18 protein-coding genes are annotated in these 18,383 nt (G+C 71.1%); 10 read left to right on the top strand and 8 right to left on the bottom strand.

From position 1 onward, the window contains the following. Positions 1 to 58 precede the first annotated feature (58 nt). Positions 59 to 286, top strand: coding sequence for a hypothetical protein (locus tag ACNI14_RS02850; RefSeq protein ID WP_420518451.1), 228 nt, complete (start codon positions 59 to 61; stop codon positions 284 to 286). 57 nt (positions 287 to 343) lie between these two features. Here ACNI14_RS02850 and lexA read toward each other — a convergent pair whose 3' ends face one another. Then, positions 344 to 1,057 carry a transcriptional repressor LexA gene (gene lexA / locus ACNI14_RS02845; RefSeq protein ID WP_420518450.1) on the bottom strand — a complete coding sequence of 238 codons (714 nt, stop codon included), beginning with the start codon at positions 1,055 to 1,057 and terminating at the stop codon, positions 344 to 346. A gap of 183 nt (positions 1,058 to 1,240) precedes the next feature. Between lexA and ACNI14_RS02840 the strand changes: the two genes are divergently transcribed. Both ACNI14_RS02840 and nrdR read left to right on the top strand, forming a co-directional pair. Next, the gene (locus tag ACNI14_RS02840) at positions 1,241 to 1,615 is read left to right on the top strand and encodes a LysM peptidoglycan-binding domain-containing protein (RefSeq protein ID WP_420518449.1); all 375 of its coding nucleotides are present in this window, start codon (positions 1,241 to 1,243) and stop codon (positions 1,613 to 1,615) included. A 150-nt stretch (positions 1,616 to 1,765) separates the two neighbouring features. Next, on the top strand, positions 1,766 to 2,224 hold the full coding sequence (gene nrdR / locus ACNI14_RS02835; RefSeq protein ID WP_420518448.1) for a transcriptional regulator NrdR: 459 nt from the start codon (positions 1,766 to 1,768) through the stop codon (positions 2,222 to 2,224). Positions 2,225 to 2,231: 7 nt separating this feature from the next. Here the strand turns inward: nrdR and ACNI14_RS02830 are convergent, their stop codons facing one another. Together ACNI14_RS02830 and serA are read right to left on the bottom strand one after the other, a co-directional pair. After that, the gene (locus tag ACNI14_RS02830) at positions 2,232 to 4,241 is read right to left on the bottom strand and encodes a DEAD/DEAH box helicase (protein ID WP_420518447.1); all 2,010 of its coding nucleotides are present in this window, start codon (positions 4,239 to 4,241) and stop codon (positions 2,232 to 2,234) included. A gap of 71 nt (positions 4,242 to 4,312) precedes the next feature. Beyond that, positions 4,313 to 5,509: a phosphoglycerate dehydrogenase gene (serA, locus tag ACNI14_RS02825; protein ID WP_420518446.1), complete on the bottom strand. Its 1,197-nt coding sequence runs from the start codon at positions 5,507 to 5,509 to the stop codon at positions 4,313 to 4,315. Positions 5,510 to 5,609: 100 nt separating this feature from the next. On the opposite strand from serA, the gene ACNI14_RS02820 reads away from it, so the two are divergent. After that, positions 5,610 to 6,407 carry a matrixin family metalloprotease gene (locus tag ACNI14_RS02820; RefSeq protein ID WP_420518444.1) on the top strand — a complete coding sequence of 266 codons (798 nt, stop codon included), beginning with the start codon at positions 5,610 to 5,612 and terminating at the stop codon, positions 6,405 to 6,407. Between the two features lie 42 nt (positions 6,408 to 6,449). Here the strand turns inward: ACNI14_RS02820 and ACNI14_RS02815 are convergent, their stop codons facing one another. After that, positions 6,450 to 8,660: an AAA family ATPase gene (locus tag ACNI14_RS02815; RefSeq protein WP_420518443.1), complete on the bottom strand. Its 2,211-nt coding sequence runs from the start codon at positions 8,658 to 8,660 to the stop codon at positions 6,450 to 6,452. A 206-nt stretch (positions 8,661 to 8,866) separates the two neighbouring features. On the opposite strand from ACNI14_RS02815, the gene ACNI14_RS02810 reads away from it, so the two are divergent. Together ACNI14_RS02810 and ACNI14_RS02805 are read left to right on the top strand one after the other, a co-directional pair. Continuing rightward, positions 8,867 to 9,790, top strand: coding sequence for a PAC2 family protein (locus tag ACNI14_RS02810; RefSeq protein WP_420518442.1), 924 nt, complete (start codon positions 8,867 to 8,869; stop codon positions 9,788 to 9,790). A gap of 142 nt (positions 9,791 to 9,932) precedes the next feature. Then, the gene (locus ACNI14_RS02805; protein WP_062134680.1) at positions 9,933 to 10,136 is read left to right on the top strand and encodes a cold-shock protein; all 204 of its coding nucleotides are present in this window, start codon (positions 9,933 to 9,935) and stop codon (positions 10,134 to 10,136) included. Between the two features lie 161 nt (positions 10,137 to 10,297). Here the strand turns inward: ACNI14_RS02805 and ACNI14_RS02800 are convergent, their stop codons facing one another. After that, positions 10,298 to 11,074 (bottom strand): spermidine synthase, encoded by a 777-nt coding sequence (locus ACNI14_RS02800; RefSeq protein ID WP_420518441.1) that lies wholly within the window; start codon positions 11,072 to 11,074, stop codon positions 10,298 to 10,300. 88 nt (positions 11,075 to 11,162) lie between these two features. On the opposite strand from ACNI14_RS02800, the gene ACNI14_RS02795 reads away from it, so the two are divergent. Further along, complete coding sequence (locus ACNI14_RS02795; RefSeq protein ID WP_420518440.1) at positions 11,163 to 11,543, top strand: SCO2097 family morphological protein; 381 nt, start codon at positions 11,163 to 11,165, stop codon at positions 11,541 to 11,543. Between the two features lie 69 nt (positions 11,544 to 11,612). On the opposite strand, the gene ACNI14_RS02790 is transcribed toward ACNI14_RS02795, so the two are convergent. The 3 genes from ACNI14_RS02790 to ACNI14_RS02780 form a co-directional block, all read right to left on the bottom strand. Next, positions 11,613 to 13,805, bottom strand: coding sequence for a transglutaminase TgpA family protein (locus ACNI14_RS02790; RefSeq protein ID WP_420518438.1), 2,193 nt, complete (start codon positions 13,803 to 13,805; stop codon positions 11,613 to 11,615). Next, positions 13,802 to 15,046 (bottom strand): DUF58 domain-containing protein, encoded by a 1,245-nt coding sequence (locus ACNI14_RS02785; RefSeq protein WP_420518437.1) that lies wholly within the window; start codon positions 15,044 to 15,046, stop codon positions 13,802 to 13,804. The genes ACNI14_RS02790 and ACNI14_RS02785 overlap by 4 nt, the downstream gene beginning before the upstream one ends. A gap of 65 nt (positions 15,047 to 15,111) precedes the next feature. After that, positions 15,112 to 16,149 carry an AAA family ATPase gene (locus tag ACNI14_RS02780; RefSeq protein WP_420518436.1) on the bottom strand — a complete coding sequence of 346 codons (1,038 nt, stop codon included), beginning with the start codon at positions 16,147 to 16,149 and terminating at the stop codon, positions 15,112 to 15,114. A gap of 232 nt (positions 16,150 to 16,381) precedes the next feature. On the opposite strand from ACNI14_RS02780, the gene mraZ reads away from it, so the two are divergent. From mraZ to ftsL, 3 genes are all read left to right on the top strand, one after another. Then, on the top strand, positions 16,382 to 16,849 hold the full coding sequence (gene mraZ, locus ACNI14_RS02775) for a division/cell wall cluster transcriptional repressor MraZ (protein ID WP_420518435.1): 468 nt from the start codon (positions 16,382 to 16,384) through the stop codon (positions 16,847 to 16,849). Positions 16,850 to 16,967: 118 nt separating this feature from the next. Continuing rightward, a complete protein-coding gene (rsmH, locus tag ACNI14_RS02770; RefSeq protein WP_420518434.1) occupies positions 16,968 to 17,951 on the top strand; it encodes a 16S rRNA (cytosine(1402)-N(4))-methyltransferase RsmH in 984 nt (327 codons plus the stop codon). After that, positions 17,948 to 18,379: a cell division protein FtsL gene (ftsL, locus tag ACNI14_RS02765; RefSeq protein ID WP_420518433.1), complete on the top strand. Its 432-nt coding sequence runs from the start codon at positions 17,948 to 17,950 to the stop codon at positions 18,377 to 18,379. Before rsmH ends, ftsL begins: the two co-directional genes overlap by 4 nt. Positions 18,380 to 18,383 lie beyond the last annotated feature (4 nt).

Below are 18,383 nucleotides of genomic sequence, written 5' to 3'. Positions count from 1 at the left end.
GGCCCGGGTGGCCGTACCCTGGGGTCGCAGCACGCAAGGAGACAGAGGTGGAGAAGCCATGACCGACACGACCCCGTCCGAGGAGTTCGTCCGCGGCCAGGAGGCCGAGCGCGAGCGCTTCGCCGAGTACCTCGCGCACTTCGAGGCGGGATCGCGCCGCATGGCCGAGGAGGCCGAGTCGGACGAGTCTCGCGTCTACCAGACCACCATCGCGAACTCGATGAACGCGATGCGCCGCGCGATCAAGGGCGGCTTCCACTGGCAGGACGGCTGGCGCCAGCAATAGCGCCGATGCGCGGGTTCCGGGCCTCCTGCTGTCGCTGAGGGGGTCGGGCGACGGGCGCTAGACGCGCCGCATCACGGACACGACCTTGCCCATGATGCGGGCGTGGGTGCCGTCGATGGGCGTGTAGCTGGGGTTGTGCGGCATGAGCCACACCTGGCCGTCCTGACGGCGGAAGGTCTTGACCGTGGCCTCGTCGTCGAGCAGTGCCGCGACGATGTCGCCGTTGTCGGCGGTGTGCTGGCGGCGCACCACGACCCAGTCGCCGTCGCAGATGGCCGCGTCGATCATGGAGTCGCCGACCACGTTGAGCATGAACAGCTCCCCGTCGCCCGTGAGCTGCTTGGGCAGGGCGAAGACGTCCTCGACCGCCTGATCGGCGAGCACCGGTCCACCGGCGGCGATGCGGCCCACCAGCGGCACCATCGACACGCGCTCGTCCTCCGTCGGGGCTGCGGGGAGGTCGGTGACGACCGTCTCCGTCGACGGCGTGCCGTCGACGTCGGGCAGCACGACCTCGATCGCGCGTGGGCGGTGGGGATCGCGGCGCAGGAATCCCTTGGTCTCGAGGGCGGACAGCTGGTGCTTGACGGACGAGGTGGACGTGAGACCGACCGCCTCGCCGATCTCGCGCATCGACGGTGGGTAGCCACGGGACTCCACGGAGTCCTTGATGGTCTCGAGGATGCGGCGCTGACGGTCGGTGAGTCCGCCCGAGGCTCCGCCCGGGAACTGGTGGATGGTGGCCCCGCTCTCGCCGGTGCGCTCGTCCATGACTCCTCCTCGCGGGCCGAGCCCGTGTCGATGTCAGACCTCGGTGATGAGGTGACACCCATGACGCTAGGCCAACCCAGCACCGAAATCAAACATATGTTCGAGCGTGTCTTGCTTGACGAGACGCCAGGTGCTACAAATAGAACAAGTGTTCGACGAACACGTGTTCGAACGGAGGATGACATGACTGCATATGCGATTTCCGCCCCGGCACCTGCTGGAGTGAGCGTGCGGCGGGTCGTGAGCGTCCGTCCCCTGCCCACTGCAGCCGGCCGTGCACGGCGGACCGTGCTCGCACTGGCGCTCGTGGTGGCCGTGGCGGCACTGGTGGCGCTGCTCGCGCCCCGTGCGTTCGCGGGAGGCGAGGCGTCCGAGACGATCGCCTTCGACACCTACACCGTGGCGCAGGGCGAGACCCTGTGGTCCATCGCCGAGTCCATGACGGGCCCCGGCGAGGACGTGCGCGACACCGTGGGCCAGCTGCAGACGCTGAACGCGATGGGCGACTCGTCGCTGCGCGCGGGCGAGCAGATCTACATCCCCGCTCTCGAAGGCTAGGTCCCCGTCTCCTAGGGCGTCCTCGTCTAGGGCCTCATGAACGAGGTCGCCGCGACCCAGGTCCCCGTCACCGAGGGACCGGGGAACGCTTCTGCGTCAGGGGATCGCGCCGTCGCCGGTGGGCAGCCGCTTCCGTGGGAGAGTAGTGCCATGCACTGCCCCTTCTGCCGCAACCCCGACTCGCGCGTGGTCGACTCGCGCACCTCGGACGACGGTTCCTCGATTCGCCGCCGCCGCGAGTGCCCCAGCTGCGGCAAGCGGTTCTCGACGCTGGAGATCGCCAGCCTCACGGTGCTCAAGCGCAGCGGCGTGGCGGAGCCGTTCAGCCGCGACAAAGTGGTGAACGGCGTGCGCAAGGCCTGCCAGGGGCGGCCGGTGAGCGATGACGACCTCGCGCACCTGGCGCACAAGGTCGAGGAGGCGATTCGGGCATCGGGTCAGGCCGAGATCGACGCGACCGACATCGGCCTCGCGATCCTGCCCCCGCTGCGCGAACTCGACGAGATCGCCTATCTGCGCTTCGCGAGCGTCTACCAGGGATTCGACAGCCTGGACGACTTCGAGGCCGCGATCGCTCGCCTGCGCACCGAGGACGCCGCCGGCTCCTGAGGCTCGCTCAGCCCTTCTTCTTCTTGGGACGCGGCTTGCCGCTGCGCCCGCTGGCCGGAGCGGCCTTGCCCTTCTTTCCTGCCTTCTTTCCCGACGGCTTGGCGTCCGGGCGCCCGGGACGCTGAGTGCCCTCGGGGTCCTGCAGCGCGCGCCTGCGCTCGGCGCGCGGCGCCAGCCGCTCGCCGTCGGGGCGCTGGCCGCCTCCGGACCGTGGGCCGGCCGCACGCGCGGATCGCTCGCCGCTGCCGCTCCCGCGAGCGGACTTGCCGTTGTCCGTGCCTCGGCCAGTCGTTCGGCCGCGCGGCGACGCCCCGCTGCCGCTGCCGCCGTCTTTGTCCTCGCCCTTGAACGGTGCGCGCTCGTCGCGGCTGCGGGCGGGCCTCTCGTCGCGGCTGCGGCTCGGGCGCTCGTCCCGACCACGGCCCGGCCTCTCGTCGCGGCTGCGGCCCGGGCGCTCGTCCCGACCCCGCGTGAACCGCTCGTCCCGGGCGCGGCCCGGCTCCTCGAGCCTCTCGTCGCGCTTGCGCTTTCCGGAGCCTGCGCCGGACTTGCGTGCCCAGGTGTCCCTGCTCTTGGGGGAGCGCTTGGCCCACCCGTCGGGCTTGCGAGCGGGGCGGCCGCCGCCCTCGCCGCGGTCGGTGCGTGTGGCCGCACCGTCGCCGGCTGCGCCAAGGCGCTGCTCGCGTAGGGCGATCTCTCGTTCGCGGGCCTGCAGCTCGCGTTCCCGACGCTCCAGATCCTGACGCGCCTTCGCGCTCTCGTGCTGCGGCGTCGACGAGACCTCCGCGGAGCGCCCACGCGATGGTCGTCTACCGCTCTCGCCGCGAGACGGGCGGGCGGAGCGTGCGCCGCGGTCGGGGCGCGAGTCGCGCTTGCCACCGGCCACGCGGGGCTCCGGCACTGGCACCCCGGAGGGCTCCTGGGCGCCGGTGAGCCGCGACAGCGTGGCGAGCGAGGCGTCGTCGTCGCCCCGCAGCGCGGTGACGGTGGCATCCACGCCCGCGCGGTCCAACAGTGACTCGACCGTCCGTCGCTGGTGCGGCAGCGAGAGAGTGACGACCAGCCCGTCATGGCCGGCCCGGGCGGTGCGTCCCGCGCGGTGCGTGTAGTCCTTATGGTCGGCCGGTGGATCCATCTGCATGACCAGGTCCACATGGTCGACGTGGATGCCGCGGGCGGCGACGTCCGTGGCGACGAGCACCGGGATGGTGCCCGCGCGGAAACCCGTGATCGCGTGGTTGCGCTCGGCCTGTGTCTTGTCGCCGTGCAGGGCGACCGCGGTGACCCCCGCGTCGCGCATCTGTCCGGCGATGCGGTCGCAGCCCAGCTTGGACCGCACGAAGATGATCGTGCGTCCCTCGCGAGCGGCGACCCGGGTGGCGAGCTGATACTTCGCGTGCGGAGGAACGTTCAAAACGATGTGCCGCATGCTCGACGGTTCCTCGCCGCCGGTGACGTCGTGCCGCGCGGGGTCCGTCATGGAGGTGGCGACCAGTCGGTCGACGTCGCCGTCGAGCGTCGCGGAGAAGAACAGTCGCTGAGCGCCGTGCGGCACCCGCTCCAGGATCTCCTCGATCTCGTCCATGAAGCCCATCTGCGCCATGTGGTCGGCCTCGTCCAGCACCACGATCCGGGTCTCCGACAGGTCGGCGTGCCCGCGTCGCACCAGGTCCGCGAGCCTGCCCGGCGTCGCGATCACCAGGTGAACGCCGCGCTCGATGGCGAGGATCTGCTTGGACATCGACAGCCCGCCGGCCACCAAGCGCAGGGACACGTGCATCGAGTGCGCGAACGGCTCGAGCGCGTCGTTGACCTGCATCGCGAGCTCGCGGGTGGGCACCAGCACCACGGCGCGAGGGCGATGCGGCGTGGCGCGTCCCGACTCGGCGAGCTGAGCGATGGCGGGCAGACCGAAGCCCAGCGTCTTGCCCGACCCCGTGCGGGCGCGTCCGAGGACGTCGCGCCCGGCGAGGGCATCGGCGATGGTCGCGGCCTGGATCGGGAAGGCCGTCTCCATCCCCGCGCTCTCGAGCGCGGAGACCAGGGCCTCGGGGAGACCGAGGTCGCGGAAGGGGACGGCGCCGGCGGCTATGAGAGCACCCGCAGCCGCACCGTGCCGGGCATCGCGCCCAGCGCCGCCACGGCATCGTCCGTCAGGCCCGACGCGACGTCGGTCACCACGTAGCCGAGCTCTCCGCGGGTGGCGAGCAGCTGCCCCTCGATGTTGACGTCGTGCTCCGCGAGTTCGCGGTTCACGGCGGCCAGCACACCGGGGATGTTCTCGTGCAGGTGGGCGATGCGGTGCGCGCCCTGCGGAAGCGCGAGCTGAAGGTTCGGGAGGTTGACGCTGAGCGAGGTCGAGCCCGTGTCGAGGTAGTCGCGCAGCCGCGTGGCGACGAAGATGCCGATGTCGCGCTGGGCCTCCTCAGTCGAGCCGCCGATGTGCGGGGTGAGGATGACGTTGGGGATGTCCTGGAGCGCCGATTCGAAGGCATCGCCCTTCTTCTTGGGCTCCTCCGGGAACACGTCGATCGCTGCGCCGCCGATGGCGCCGGACTCGAGGCCCTCCTTGAGGGCGTCGACGTCGACGATGAAGCCGCGTGACAGGTTGAGGAACAGCGCGCCGGGCTTCATCGCCTCGAACTGCGCACGGCCAAAGAACCCCTGGTTGCCCTCGCGGCCGTCGACATGGAGCGTGACGATGTCCGCCGCCTGCAGCAGCGAGTCGAGCGTAGGCATGCGGGTCGCGTTGCCGAGAGCGAGCTTCTCTGCCGCGTCGTAGAAGATGACGTTCATGCCGAGCGCCTCGGCCACCACGGACAGCTGGGACCCGATGTTTCCGTAGCCGACGATGCCGAGAGTGCGCGTGCGGATCTCGTGAGCGCCGTCGGCGCTCTTGTTCCACACCCCCTCGTGCATGAGCCGGTTGTGGACCGGGAGCCGGCGGGTGAGCGAGATCATCTCCGCGATCGCCATCTCCACCACGGACCGCGTGTTGGAGAACGGCGCGTTGAACGCGGCGATGCCCTTGCGTGCCGCCGCGGCGAGGTCGATCTGGTTGGTGCCGATCGAGAACGCTCCGACCGCGCACAGCGACGGGGACTCCGCAATCACCCGCTCGGTGAGCTGAGTCTTGGAGCGGATCCCGAGGATGTCGACGCCGTCGAGGGCATCGATCAGCTCGTCCTCGTCCATGGCGCCGCCATGGGCCTCGACGGAGACGCCAGCGGCCTCGAGGATCTCGGTGGCCTGGGGATGAAGGTTTTCTAGGAGAAGTGCGCGCACGTGCCGAAGTATCTCGCACTCGCGAGGGTGTTACCAACTCCACAGCGACGTGACGCCGTCAGGCGGCCCTGCCACACCCTCGCCGTGGCAGGCTATCGCCATGAGATCTCTGCGCCGGCTGGCGGTCATCGTGCTGGTAGGTGCGGTCGCAGTCGTGGGCACGGCCTACGTCACGGGATTCGATCTGGCGGAGTGGGAACACCTCGGCAAGCCTCGCAACGTCCTCGTGGTCGACGGCGAGCAGATCCGCATTCCGCTGCCGGAGGGGCCGCCTGAGCGCAAGGCCGCAAGCCTGCCGGTGAGCACCGAAGGCACCTACGCGTTCATGTTCGACGAGGGAGAGCAGGGCCCCACGCGCTACGACCCGTGCCGATCGCTGCGGTGGACCCACAACCCTGCGGGCATGCCCGAGGGGGCCGAGCAGCTGGTGAAGGACGCGGTGGCCGACGTGGCGCGACACTCGGGCCTGGCCTTCGAGTACGTGGGGGAGACCGACGAGGTCGCTGGATTCGACCGTCCCCTGTTCCAGGAGCAGTACGGGGAGCAGTTCGCGCCCATCATCATCGGGTGGTCCACCGAGGAGCAGACCCCCGATCTCGCGGGGTCCGTGACCGGCCTCGGCGGCTCGAGCTCGGTCAACGGCGCGTTCGGGGAGCAGCGGTTCCTCACGGGCGGCGTGGTCGTGCTCGACACGGACGACGTGACGGAGTTGATGGAGTCGCGCCGGGGAACCTCGCTCGCGACCGCCGTCATCATGCACGAGCTCGCGCACGTCATCGGGCTTGCGCACGTCGACGACCCGACGGAGCTGATGAACGATCAGAACAGCATGCTCATCACCTGGGGGCCGGGCGACCGTGCCGGCCTGGCGATCGCGGGATCCGGTCCCTGCCAATAGCGCGGCAGCACCCGGCGGGGCCGATGCGCGCCGCGCCTGCGGTCACACCAGCCCGGCGGGCAGCTCCGCGGCGTGGACGATCTCGAGGCGACGCGTGGGGCGTGTGAGCGCGACGTACAGGTCGCCCGGTCGCTCCGCGATCGCGGCGGGCTCGACGACCACGGCCACGTCGAACTCGAGCCCCTTGGTCTGTCGTGCCGTGTGCACCTCGACCGTCGCGTCCTCGACCTGAGCCGCGGCCACGGCCTCGCGTGCCTCGCGGGCCATCGCGTCGGGCACGATCACCGCGACCAGGCCGCCCTCGCCGTCCGCCATGGACGCCGCGTGCTGCGCGGCGAGCCGCGTCGCGGTGGTGACCAGCGCGTCGGCGCCGTCGACGCGGGTGGTGGCCATGGCATCGTCCAGTTCGCGGGCGGCGCGCAGCTCGCTCACCGGCAGTCGCGCGGCGGTCGCGAAGCCCTGCGCGGCCTGCGCCACCGCGGCCGGGATGCGGTACGAGATGGTGAGCTCGCGCAGTTGCCAGGACTCGCCGAACAGCGGGTCCATGGTCTCGGGCCACCACCGGGTGCCCGCGGCCGCGGCGACCTGCGCGACGTCCCCCACGATCGTGAAGGAGCGCGTGGGGCAGCGCCGCAGCAGCATCCGCCACGCCATGGGCGACAGCTCCTGCGCCTCGTCGACGACCACGTGGCCGTAGGTCCAGGTGCGGTCCCGCATGGCGCGCTCGGCGACGGACATCCGCGCCTCGGAGCCCTTCATGCGCGCCGCGAGGGACTCCGCCGTGACCATGCCGTCGCCGCCGAACGTGTCGAGCACGGACCGCGCGTAGTCGAGCTCCTCCTCGCTGGCCTCGGCGCTCGCGGTCCGCGGCGCGTCTCCCGGCATGTCGCCCAGCAGCTCGGCCGCCTCATCGAGCAGCGGGATGTCCGCCTCGGTGAAGGGGGCCGATGCGGGCCGCAGCAGGAGATCGCGCTCGCCCTGGTCGAAGGGGCGCGCGGCGTGGTCGAGCAGGTGAGGCTTCGAGAACAGATCGCGCAGCAGCTGTGCGGGGGAGATGGGCAGCCAGCACAGGTTGAGAGCGACCCGGACCTCCTTCGAGTCGAGCACATCGCGCTGCAGCTCGAGCCGATCATCCACGTCGAGGTGCGACTCGAGCTGCTCCATGAGCTGGGTGGTCAGTCGCGAGATCATGTCCTTCGCGAACGTCGACCGGGCGTCGTTGTGCGGGCGCCCCTCGCGCCGGGCGCGCGACTGGGCCTCCTTGACGTCGGAACGGCGGATCACGACCGTGCGTCCGTCGATGCGCACCTCTTGGTCGGTCTTCGGCACGCGCTGGCGCTCGCGCACCGCCTGCTTGATCACGGTCGCCATCTCGGTGCGGCCCTTCACCGCGGCGACGGCGTCCGGCTCGGTGCCGGTGATGGGCGTGCCGCGCACCAGCCCTGCGAGGGTCGTCGACACGGCGCCGGTCTCGCCGAGCGACGGCAGCACGTGGTCGATGTAGCGCAGGAACTGACGCGAGGGGCCGATCATCAGCACGCCCCGCCGTTCGAGCTGCTCGCGGTGGTGGTACATGAGGAACGCGGCGCGGTGTAGCGCCACCGCGGTCTTGCCGGTGCCCGGTCCGCCCTGCACCACAAGCGCCCCGGTGAGTGGCGCGCGGATGACCTCGTCCTGCTCGGTCTGGATGGTGGCGACGATGTCGCCCATGCGGCCGGTCCGGCGGGCGCCCAGCGCCGCCAGCAGCGCGCCCTCTCCGGCGAGCCCCTCCTCGAGGCCGGCCTCGTGCAGACGCGCGACGTCGAGGACGTCGTCCTCGACCGCCACGACGGTGCGGCCGCGGGTGGTGAGGTGGCGGCGGTTGATGACCCCGCCGGGGTTCGCGGCGGTCGCGGAGTAGAAGGCCTGCGCGGCGGGCGCGCGCCAGTCCGTCAGCAGCGGGGCGTGATCGGCGTCGGACAGTCCGATGCGACCGACGTAGAAGCGCTCCCCGTCACGCAGATCGAGCCTGCCGAAGCACAGCCTGTCCTCGACGGCGTCGAGCTGCATGATCCGGTCCTCGTACAGGGTCGCGAACGCGTCCCGCTCCGAGCGGTTCTGCGGGGAGCCCGAGGGGCCTTCGCGGCGAATTCCGGCGAGTCGGCGGCCCGCCTCGTCCCGCACATCGTCGAGTCGCGCATACAGCGCGTCCACCACGTGCTGCTCTGCATCCAGTCCGCGGCGCTCTGCGGCAAGGGTGCGGTCGTCGTGCATCGGCATACCTCTCGTTGCTCCGGGGCTTCCTGCCAGAGGCGGCTATCCATTATCCCCGCCTGTGCCTCTGCTCGCTACCAAGCGAGGGCTCGAGCGCCGATGCGCGCGCCCGGCCCGCGCATCGGCCGTCCTGGCAGTTTCGCGGTCAGCGTGAAGGGGTGCTGTCGCAGGGCTCGGAGCGCGGTGCATGGGACAATGACCAGATCATGGATACCCCACTGGTCAGCTGGAACCCCGACGGCGTCGACGCATGGACGACCACCGCCCCCACGGAGGGCGCGGTGCTCGTCCACTCCCTGCGCGGGTTCATCGACGCCGGGCGAGCGGGCGCTCTCGTCTCGCAGCACATCCTGGACGAGTCCGAACCGGTGAGGGTGGCGAGCTTCGACATCGATCAGCTGCTCGACTATCGGTCGCGCCGCCCAGAGATGACCTTCTCCCTCAACCAGTGGACCGAGTACGACGAGCCGCACCTCGACGTGGACATGGTCCACGACGCCGAGGGGCGGCCGTTCCTGCTGCTGCACGGCTTCGAGCCAGACATCCTGTGGGAGCACTACATCCGCGCGGTCCGTGAGATCGTCGAGCGCTTGGGGATCGAACTGGTCCTCGGCACGCACGGCATCCCGATGGCCGTCCCGCACACGCGGCCGCTCACCGCTACGGTGCACGGCACGCGTCAGGATCTGCTTCCCGGCACCCCGAGCGTGTTCGGCACCGTCACGGTTCCGGCGAGCGCGCAGAACCTGATGGAGTACCGGTTCGGGCAGTGGGGCCTGGCCGCGATCAACGTGGCGGTGCACGTGCCGCACTACCTGTCGCAGTCGTCCTTCCCGCAGGCGGCGCAGAAGGCGATCGAGGAGATCGAGGGGATCTCCGGACTCGCCCTCGAATCGGACGCGCTCGACGAGGGGGCCGCCCGCGCTGCGGAGGAGATCTCCCGCCAGACCTCCGAATCGGAGGAGGTGCAGGCGCTCGTGCTGCAGCTCGAGGAGCAGTACGACGCGTATCTCGAGCAGCGCGACAGCGGCATCCCGCTCGACGGTCCGCTGCCGTCAGCGGAAGAGATCGGCGCCGAGTTCGAGAAATTTCTTGAGCAACATCGCCAAGATCCTCCCCCTGGGCCGTAATCCGTGTCATGCTAGTACCGGTTGCAAGAACGTAGTGTGCAAGAACCGGTCTGTTCAGACCCGGGGCGAGACATTGCGGCGACGAGCTTGGACACAGTGTCCTGGCTTCCCGTCACCCGGGCAGTACAGATAGGAAATACGCATGGCACAGGGATCTGTTAAGTGGTTCAACGCTGAAAAGGGCTACGGCTTCATTGCACAGGACGGCGGCGGCGCCGACGTCTTCGTGCACTACTCGGCGATTGAGACCGACGGCTACAAGTCGCTCGAAGAGGCGCAGCGCGTCGAGTTCGAGGTGACCGAGGGCCCCAAGGGCCCCCAGGCCGAGGCAGTTCGCGCGATCTAAGCATCCGCTGACTTTCTTCAGAAGGCCGTCGCTCCGCAAGGGGCGGCGGCCTTCTGTCATGTCCGGGCGGGTTGCGCGCGGCGACTGTCCTAGGTTGGCCGCCGTGGGTATGCAGCGCGCGCAGGGTGGCCCACATTGGACGTGCTGGGTATCGGGAGGAGTCAGCCCGTCCAGTCCGGGTCGACCCCGGTGGGCAGTGGGGCCGATGCGGCGTAGCGACGGAGCGCGTCGGCGTCGACGGACCCGGCCGCCACCAGCACCACGTTCCCGCGCCGCTTGCCCTTGAGCACGGCGGGCTCCGCCACCGCGACCACCGCCGCGAACGCGGTTCGCGCGGCGAGCGCGTCCAGCCGGTGCGTCGCCTTGCCGGGCACCGCGCTGACGTTGGCCACGACCAGCCCGCCGGGGCGCACGGCCGTGCGGGCGAGACCCCACCAGTCCTCGGTGGCGAGGGCGGCCGGAGTGGAGTCCTCCGCGAAGGCGTCGCGGATCAGCAGGTCCAGGCTGTCGGGGTGACGCGACTGGACCGCATCAAGACCGTCCTGCTGGCGCACGCGCAGGTGCGGGGACCGAGGCAGATCCCACCACTGGCGTGCGAGCTCCGGCAGCGTCGCATCGACGTCGACCGCGATGTGTCGAGAGTCCGGGTAGGCGTCCACGAGGTGGCGCGCCATCGTGCACACACCCGCCCCCACGTGCAGCGCGAGCATCCGCGGCGGCGGGGCCCAGGCGGCGATAGCGGCGGAGAAGTGGCGCATGTACTCGAAGTCGAGCACGGACGCGTCCGCGTGCATGGAAGAGCTGGGAACTCCATTGACCCATACAGTCGTTGACCCATCAGGATCGTCCGTGAGCATGACGGAGCCGGTCGAGATGGTCAGGGGCACATCGCGCGGGACGCCGTCGGCAAGGCGCGCGGAGCGATCTCGTCTGGCCATTGAGGTCCCTCCATACGGCTGACTAGTGAATGCGCTTCAGTGGAACTAGACTAGGGACACTCGCGGTCCGCAACGAAGGAGGTCAACCATGCCGCTGTCGGAATACGAGCAGCGCGTGCTCGACCAGCTCGAGCAAGATCTCGGGCAAGACGCTTCTCTTCACCGCGCCATGAATCGAGGTCCGCGCACTCCTGTGAGGGTGATCGGTGCTGCGGCAGGCGTGCTGATCGGTCTGGGCATCGTCCTCGTGGGCGTGATGGCCGAGATCCCGCTCGTCGGCGTCGCCGGCTTCGCGGTGATGTCGGGAGTCGCCCTGTGGGCGATCCTCAGCCCGCGCAAGTCCTCGGCTCCGGCGACCAAGGGGGCCGGCGCCGGTGGCACGGGTGCGTCGTCGCCCAAGCCCCGCAAGGACTTCATGCAGCGGATGGAAGAGCGCTTCGACCGTCGCCGCGAGCAGGGCGAGCTGTAGCAGCAGGCTCCGCCGCGATATGACGCAGCCGTTCGTTTGAGGGCGCTGCCGGCGACTGCCGCGCCGTCGTCACCTGGCCGCAGCCTTCTCCGCCCCGGCCGGTCGCGCCTCTGCCGTGGCCTCCGTCGCCACCACGTCGGCCCACTCTCGCAACTGCCCCACGTCGACCGCGCTGCCTCTGGGGGCGTAGCGATGATCGGCGACGGCGTGAGCCAGGCGAGTCATCGCCTCGGTCGCGTGACCCGTGAGTCCCGGCCCCACTGACCTCATGGCCGCAGCCACGTGCTCGGCGGCCTCGTGCGGGGTGAGCGACGCGGGCCACCGCACCGACTGGGGGAGCCGCCTGCGCAGCGATCTCCACTCGGCCTCGGGCCCCCGCTGGTGCGACGACTGCACCGCGCCGCGGATCCGCCACCACCACAGCGCCGCCGCAGCGACGAGCGCCACGGCCGCGCCGATCCCCACCCACGCCCACACGGACACGCCTTCGTCCGATGCGCCGGCGGGCGCCGGCATGCCGGGCTCGGCGGGGTCGCTGTCCGGCGCGACCGGCTCCCCAGGCGCCGCGTCGGGAATCATCCCGGGCATCAGCCCCTCGGGAAACGTTCCGTCGCCCGAATATGGATCCGCGTAGGCGGGCGGCAGGCCCGTCTGGATCGCAGGGGTCGGCTCGAACCGCACCCATCCCTCACCGGGGAACCACAGCTCCGGCCACGCATGCGCGTCGCCGCCCTGCACCACGTACGTGCCCTGGTCGGTCACGGAGCCCGACAGGAATCCGACCGCCATGCGTGCGGGAATGTCGAGGGCACGCGCCATCACCACCATGGTGGTGGCGAACTGCACGCAGTAGCCTTCGCGGTCGTCCAGGAAGGTGCTGACGGCATCGCCGCCGGTGGGACTCACGGACGTGTCATAGGTGAACTCGGTGCCGTCGCGCAGGTAGCTCTGCAGCGCGAGCGCCTGGTCGTAGCGGGACGCCGCGTCGGCGGAGACCTCCCGAGCGAGCCCTTGGACGCGAGCCGAGTCGATCGCGGGGGAGATCTCGAGGTAGCGCGGATCGTCGGGAGCCTCGCCCGAGTCGATCTGCGCCTGGGCCGCCTCGAGATCCTCCTCCTGGTGGAACTGCGTGTCCGTCACGATCGAGTAGCGCACGTCGCGCGCCGTGACGCCGTCGCCCACGACCTCGTCGCGCTCGGCATCGTAGAACCACTCGCCCTCGCCCTCGATCTCGACGCTGCGCGGCGTCGGCGGCAGCGGCAGGTTGGTCTCGGTGAGGTCGAGCACCTGCATCTCGATGCGGCTGCGCTCGCGCTCGCTCCAATCGTCGACCGGCACCGGCCACAGCGCGCCGCTGTCCGCCGGCTGCGTGGGCGTCTCGGTCGCCTCGCGCGACCACTGCACGCCGTCGAAGTCGGTGAGGCTGTACAGCCGGAAGGCGTCGGGCCGGTCGCCCGTGGTCTCGTACACCATCACCGGCGACGTCGAATTGGCGGTGAGGGAGGTGCGCAGGTCGAGCGCGAGGTTGAGCCGCGTGGACGTGTCGAGCCCGGAAGGGGCGTCGATCCGAGGGATCATTCCCCAGCCCAGGCCCCCGAGCGCAGTGGGGGCGACGAGCAGCACCCCGGCGAGGGTCGCGGTGGTCGCGGTCACCGCCCCGCCCATGCCTGGCCTGCTCTCGGCGGCGGAGGGCCGGCGGGTGAGGGCCAGCGTCGCCAGCCACGCCGCGATGGCGCAGATGAGAGCGGTCGCCGACACCCGATGCTGGAAGATGACGGCGGGCATCCAGGGCACGAGCAGCAGCAGGCCCGCGGTCGCTGCGGCGCGCCAGGACACCGCGAGGTGCTCGGCCACCAGGAACAGCGCGACCATGCACGCCGCGACGAGGGCCGTGAAGTTCGGATCCGGGGGAGCGGGCGCCACCGTCTGCGCCGCGTAGTCCACGCCGCCGCGGATCGCGGCGCCCAGGTCTCGCAGCGCCCCCGGGGACGGCAGCATGCGTCCTTCGCCCTCGTCGGACACGGCGAACAGCGGCACCATGGCGACGATCGCGGCGATCGCGGCGATCAGGGTGGGCAGCGCTCGCGAGCGACTTGCGAGCCGCGTGAGCATGGACGCCAGGGCCGCGACGGCGAGCACCAGGGCGACGGTGGTGAGCCACGTGCCGATCTCGATCATCACGCCGAGGGCGTAGATGCCGAGGAAGGTGGCGACCGCGACGAGCGGCGTCGCGATCCAGGGGGAGCGGTCGCGGGCGGTCATTCGATTTCACCGGCCCTGAGCATGCGTGTCCACAGCTCCGCGAGGTCGTCCGAGGGCGACGCGGTCGTGGCGCGCCACCCCGCGCGACGCAGCCCCCTCACCGTGCGCGACGCATCGGCCTCGGTGCTCGGTCCCGTGCGGACGATCGCCCACGCCCGCCCGGATTCGCCGAGGGGGACCAGGGCGTCGAGAGCCTGCTCCGAGAGCGGCTCGAGCACTCCGACGGTCACCTCGCCGTGACGAGCGTCATCCGCGGCGAGGGCGGCGGACCGGACCAGTTGGGCCGTGGAGTCCGACCGCGACGCGGGCGCGTGAAGGTCGATCGTCTGGTTGAGAAGCTCGAAGCGCGCGAGCTCGCCGCCGCGTTCGCCGAGGTGGCGGACCGCCTCGGCGTCGATCCCCGCGCCGATCAGCCGCACGGGATGGCCCGAGTCGAGCACCGACAAGGCGATCGAGGCCGCGGCTGAGATGGCCCACTCCAGCGCCAACGGCTCGCGGGGCGGGTCGAGAATCACGGTCGCCGGTCGGCGCCCGGCGCGTTCGTCCGAGCGCACCAGCATGGTGCCCAGGCGGGCAGAACTCGCCCAGTGGACCCGTCGCAGGTCATCGCCCTCGCGGTAGTCGCGCAGCGATGCGTCATCCGGCGACGGGGTGCGGGCCCCCAGCACCACCCGGTCGGCGTGGCCCATCAGCGCGCCTGCCGTCCCGGACAGGTCCACGACCGCGGGCCAGACGGACACGAGCTCCGGCTCGCCGACGGGGGTGTCGGCGTGCATCATGCCGAACGGGTCCCCGGAGTGCACCAGCGCCGGGCCCAGCGGCCACCTCCCGCGCCGGGTCGGGTGCAGCGAGTAGCGAAGCGTCAGGGTGCCGTCCCCGCGCGTCACCGTGGCCTTGGTGCCGACCCCGCCGGTGAGCTCGGCTGCCGCCTGTTCACGCAGGTCGAGATGCTCCGTCACCGAGCGACGCACTCGGTGATGGCGCGCGCCGCGGCGCGAGTCGATCGTGACGCTCACCGCGCCCGGCACACCCGCCGTCAGCGGGTGCGGCGTCACCTGCCTGCGCGTCGCCGGGATCACCCGGAGGAAGGAATCCACGGCGAGCACGAGCCAGATCCACGCGACGGCCACCGCGCAGGTCATCGCCACGCCCACGTACACGAGAATCGGCGTGGACAGCCCGACTCCCAGCGCCGCGACGACCACGCCCGCCGACAGCACTCCGACTCCCCGGCTGGTCATCTGGGTGTCGGAACGAGGGCGCCGCGTCTGTCGGTGCGGCGCCCCACGCGCGGTCGCGGCGGTGGTCATGCCGTGGGCGCCGCCTGGTGCCGGTCGCGCTCTGCGGTCCGCTCGGGACGGGGCGGGGTGTCGCGGGCGGAGACCGGCACGTCGGTGCGTTCGACGACGTCGCGGGTGGTCTGCTGCGGCGTGCGGCCCGACAGCCGGGATTCGGTCGAGGGGATGAGCCGATGCGCGAGCACCGGCACCGCGAGCGCCTTGACGTCGTCGGGCAGGACATGGTTGCGGCCGGCCATGGCGGCGCGAGCCTTCGATGCCGCGAGCAGCTGGAGCGCGGCACGCGGCGAGGCGCCGAGCCGCAGGCCCGGCTCGTCGCGGGTGGCGCCCACGAGGTCCACGATGTACTGCTTGATGGCCGGGGCCACGTAGATGCGGCGCGCGACGTCGATGGCCGCCGACAGTGCGGCGCCGTCCGCGACGGGCTTCACCAGCGCCAGCGGGTCCACGCCGTCGTGGCTGTCGAGCATCGCCATCTCATCCCTGGGTGAGGGATAGCCGACGGACACCTGGGCCATGAACCGGTCGCGCTGCGCCTCCGGCAGCGGGTATGTGCCCTCCATCTCGATGGGGTTCTGGGTGGCGACCACCAGGAACGGGCGGGGCAGCTCGCGCGTGAGGCCGTCGATCGTGACGGCGCGCTCCTGCATGCTCTCGAGCAGCGCCGACTGGGTCTTGGGCGAGGCGCGGTTGATCTCGTCGGCGATCACGACGTTCGAGAAGATCGGGCCGGGGCGGAACTCGAAGCGGTGCTCGTCCGCTCGGTAGATGCTCACGCCGGTGACGTCGGACGGGAGCAGGTCCGGCGTGAACTGGATGCGGCCCACGCTGCAGTCGATGCTCTGCGCGAAGGCCCTGGCGAGGGTGGTCTTGCCGACCCCGGGGACGTCCTCCATCAGCAGGTGGCCCTGTGCCAGCACCGTCGACAGCGTGCCGGAGATCGCCTGGTCGAGTCCCGACAGCACTGACGAGATCGAGGTGCGGATGCGCGACGTGAGGTCGGCGACCTCGTCGAGCTCGCTCTCGGTGGGCAGGTTCTGGGTCATGAATGCTCCTTTGCAGCCTGCATTCGAGCCTAGGCGATGCCGCGCTCCCCGACATCTCCGTCGCGAGGCGTGACACTCGCGACGTGCCAAGTTCCCCCACCTTGCTCCACCGCCCCTTACCTGGGCAAATGGTCGAGGTGTGGCGGATTCCTCACACTCATCGATTGAAAGTGGAGTGAAGTGGAGTAATGTGGGGCGCACTGGCGAGTGGTGGCTTGAGGAGGTGACCCAAGTGTCCGAGCCTTTGGCGCACGGTCTTGGTCCCACGGGGGTCTTCCTCGGCACGTTCACGCCTCGGCTCGACGACAAGGGCCGGCTCATCCTGCCGGCGAAGTTCCGGGGCCGCCTCGCCTCGGGCCTGGTTGCGACCCGCGGCCTGGACCGCTGCGTCTTCCTCTTTCCGCTGGACGAGTTCGCGGTGGTGCACGACCGGCTCCGCAAGGCGCCGCTGGAGAACAAGCGCGCTCGCGACTACCTGCGGAACTTCCTGGGCCACGCGCAGGACGACATCCCTGACAAGCAGGGCCGGATCCTGCTGAGCGCGGCGCTGCGCGGGTACGCCGGCATCGACCGCGAGGTCGCGGTGGTCGGCATGGGATCGCGAGTGGAGATCTGGGATGCCGCCACGTGGGAGCAGTACCTCGTGGACGGCGAAGAGGACTATGCGGCAACCGCCGCCGAGGTATTCGACGACATGTGACATCACCGTGGCCCGCGGTCTCCTCCCGAGCTGCTCTGACGGACTTCCCCCCGACAGAGAGCCGGAGGGAGACCACGGGTCACGGCGACAGGGACGGACCTAGAGGGAAGGACGAGCGATGACCGATGCGGCCTCGCGGCACCAGCCGGTGCTGCTGCAGCGCTGCGTCGACCTGCTCGCGCCGTCCCTCGACCGCGACGGCGCGGTGGCGATCGACGGCACGCTCGGCATGGGTGGGCACACCGAGGCGCTGCTGGAGCAGTGCCCGCGCGTGACCGTGGTCGGGATCGACCGCGATCACGAGGCCATCGAGATCGCCTCCGAGCGGCTGTCGCGGTTCGGCGACCGGTTCGTCGCCCACCACGCCGAGTACGACGACATCGCCGGTGCCCTGGCCCAGGTGGGGGCCGATGCGGCCGACGGCATCCTCCTCGACCTGGGCGTGAGCTCGCTCCAGATCGACGAGGCGGATCGAGGATTCTCGTACGCGCAGGACGCCCCGTTGGACATGCGCATGAACCGCGAGGACCCGGTCACGGCCGCGGACATCCTGCGCGACTGGGACCAGCGAGAGATCGCGAGGATCCTGCGCGAGTACGGCGAGGAGCGCTTCGCGAGCCGCATCGCCGAATCGATCGTCAAGCGGCGCGAGGAGTCTCCCGTGACGCGCAGCGCGGAGCTCGCGGACATCGTGCGCGCCTGCATCCCCGCCGCATCGCGGCAGCCGGGCTCCAACCCCGCGAAGCGCACGTTCCAGGCCCTGCGGATCGCGGTCAACCGGGAGCTCGAGGTGCTCGAGCGCACCATGCCCGCAGCGATCGAGGGCACCCGCGTGGGCGGACGCATCGTCGTGATGGCCTACCAGTCACTCGAGGACCGGATCGTCAAGACCGCCCTCGCCGCCGGCGCGACCGACGCGTCGCCTCCAGGCCTGCCCGTGATCCCCGACGAGGACCAGCCGTACCTGCGGCTCCTGACGCGTGGAGCAGAGAAGGCCTCGCCCGACGAGGCGGAGGGCAACCCGCGTGCCACCTCGGTGCGGCTGCGGGCGGCCGAGCGCACGCGCCTGACCCCACCCGCACGCCTGCGGAGAGCCGTATGAGCGCCGCGCCGCTGCGCCGCCTCCACGAGGCGCCCTCGCGCCCCGGAGCCGCACGCCCGGCGCCCGCGCGCCCGACCACGGAGATCAGGCCGCGGCTGCGCGCGGTCGGCGCTCCTGAGCAGGCCCGCTCCCTCGCGCCGTTCGCCTGGCTGTGCGTGCTGATCATCCTGACCGCGCTGACGTCGGTGCTGCTGTTCAACACCACCATGGCGCAGGGAGCCTACGAGCGCCGCGACCTGAAGATCGAGATCGCGAACCTGCACCAGGAGCGCTCGTCGCTGGTCACCGCGATCGAGGCCAACTCGGCGCCGACCCGTCTCGCCGACGCCGCGAAGGAGATGGGGATGAGGCCCGCGGAGACCTACGGGTTCGTCTCGCTGGCCGACGGCGCCGCCGGCGCCGACGGCGGACAGGGGGGCCGGCCTTGACCGG

Source organism: Demequina pilifera (assembly GCF_048814985.1).
Classification (GTDB): domain Bacteria; phylum Actinomycetota; class Actinomycetes; order Actinomycetales; family Demequinaceae; genus Demequina.
The sequence above is the reverse complement of the archived record's forward strand: the minus strand, read 5'-3'. Positions and strand labels throughout refer to the sequence as shown.

Bases quoted from the DNA above. Each gene is read 5' to 3' on its own strand.
- ACNI14_RS02850 (WP_420518451.1), top strand. From the start codon at position 59: ATGACCGACACGACCCCGTCCGAGGAGTTCGTCCGCGGCCAGGAGGCC.
- lexA (WP_420518450.1), bottom strand. From the start codon at position 1,057: ATGGACGAGCGCACCGGCGAGAGCGGGGCCACCATCCACCAGTTCCCG.
- ACNI14_RS02840 (WP_420518449.1), top strand. From the start codon at position 1,241: ATGACTGCATATGCGATTTCCGCCCCGGCACCTGCTGGAGTGAGCGTG.
- nrdR (WP_420518448.1), top strand. From the start codon at position 1,766: ATGCACTGCCCCTTCTGCCGCAACCCCGACTCGCGCGTGGTCGACTCG.
- ACNI14_RS02830 (WP_420518447.1), bottom strand. From the start codon at position 4,241: ATGGAGACGGCCTTCCCGATCCAGGCCGCGACCATCGCCGATGCCCTC.
- ACNI14_RS02820 (WP_420518444.1), top strand. From the start codon at position 5,610: ATGAGATCTCTGCGCCGGCTGGCGGTCATCGTGCTGGTAGGTGCGGTC.
- ACNI14_RS02815 (WP_420518443.1), bottom strand. From the start codon at position 8,660: ATGCACGACGACCGCACCCTTGCCGCAGAGCGCCGCGGACTGGATGCA.
- ACNI14_RS02810 (WP_420518442.1), top strand. From the start codon at position 8,867: ATGGATACCCCACTGGTCAGCTGGAACCCCGACGGCGTCGACGCATGG.
- ACNI14_RS02805 (WP_062134680.1), top strand. From the start codon at position 9,933: ATGGCACAGGGATCTGTTAAGTGGTTCAACGCTGAAAAGGGCTACGGC.
- ACNI14_RS02800 (WP_420518441.1), bottom strand. From the start codon at position 11,074: ATGGCCAGACGAGATCGCTCCGCGCGCCTTGCCGACGGCGTCCCGCGC.
- ACNI14_RS02795 (WP_420518440.1), top strand. From the start codon at position 11,163: ATGCCGCTGTCGGAATACGAGCAGCGCGTGCTCGACCAGCTCGAGCAA.
- ACNI14_RS02790 (WP_420518438.1), bottom strand. From the start codon at position 13,805: ATGACCGCCCGCGACCGCTCCCCCTGGATCGCGACGCCGCTCGTCGCG.
- ACNI14_RS02785 (WP_420518437.1), bottom strand. From the start codon at position 15,046: ATGACCAGCCGGGGAGTCGGAGTGCTGTCGGCGGGCGTGGTCGTCGCG.
- ACNI14_RS02780 (WP_420518436.1), bottom strand. From the start codon at position 16,149: ATGACCCAGAACCTGCCCACCGAGAGCGAGCTCGACGAGGTCGCCGAC.
- rsmH (WP_420518434.1), top strand. From the start codon at position 16,968: ATGACCGATGCGGCCTCGCGGCACCAGCCGGTGCTGCTGCAGCGCTGC.
- ftsL (WP_420518433.1), top strand. From the start codon at position 17,948: ATGAGCGCCGCGCCGCTGCGCCGCCTCCACGAGGCGCCCTCGCGCCCC.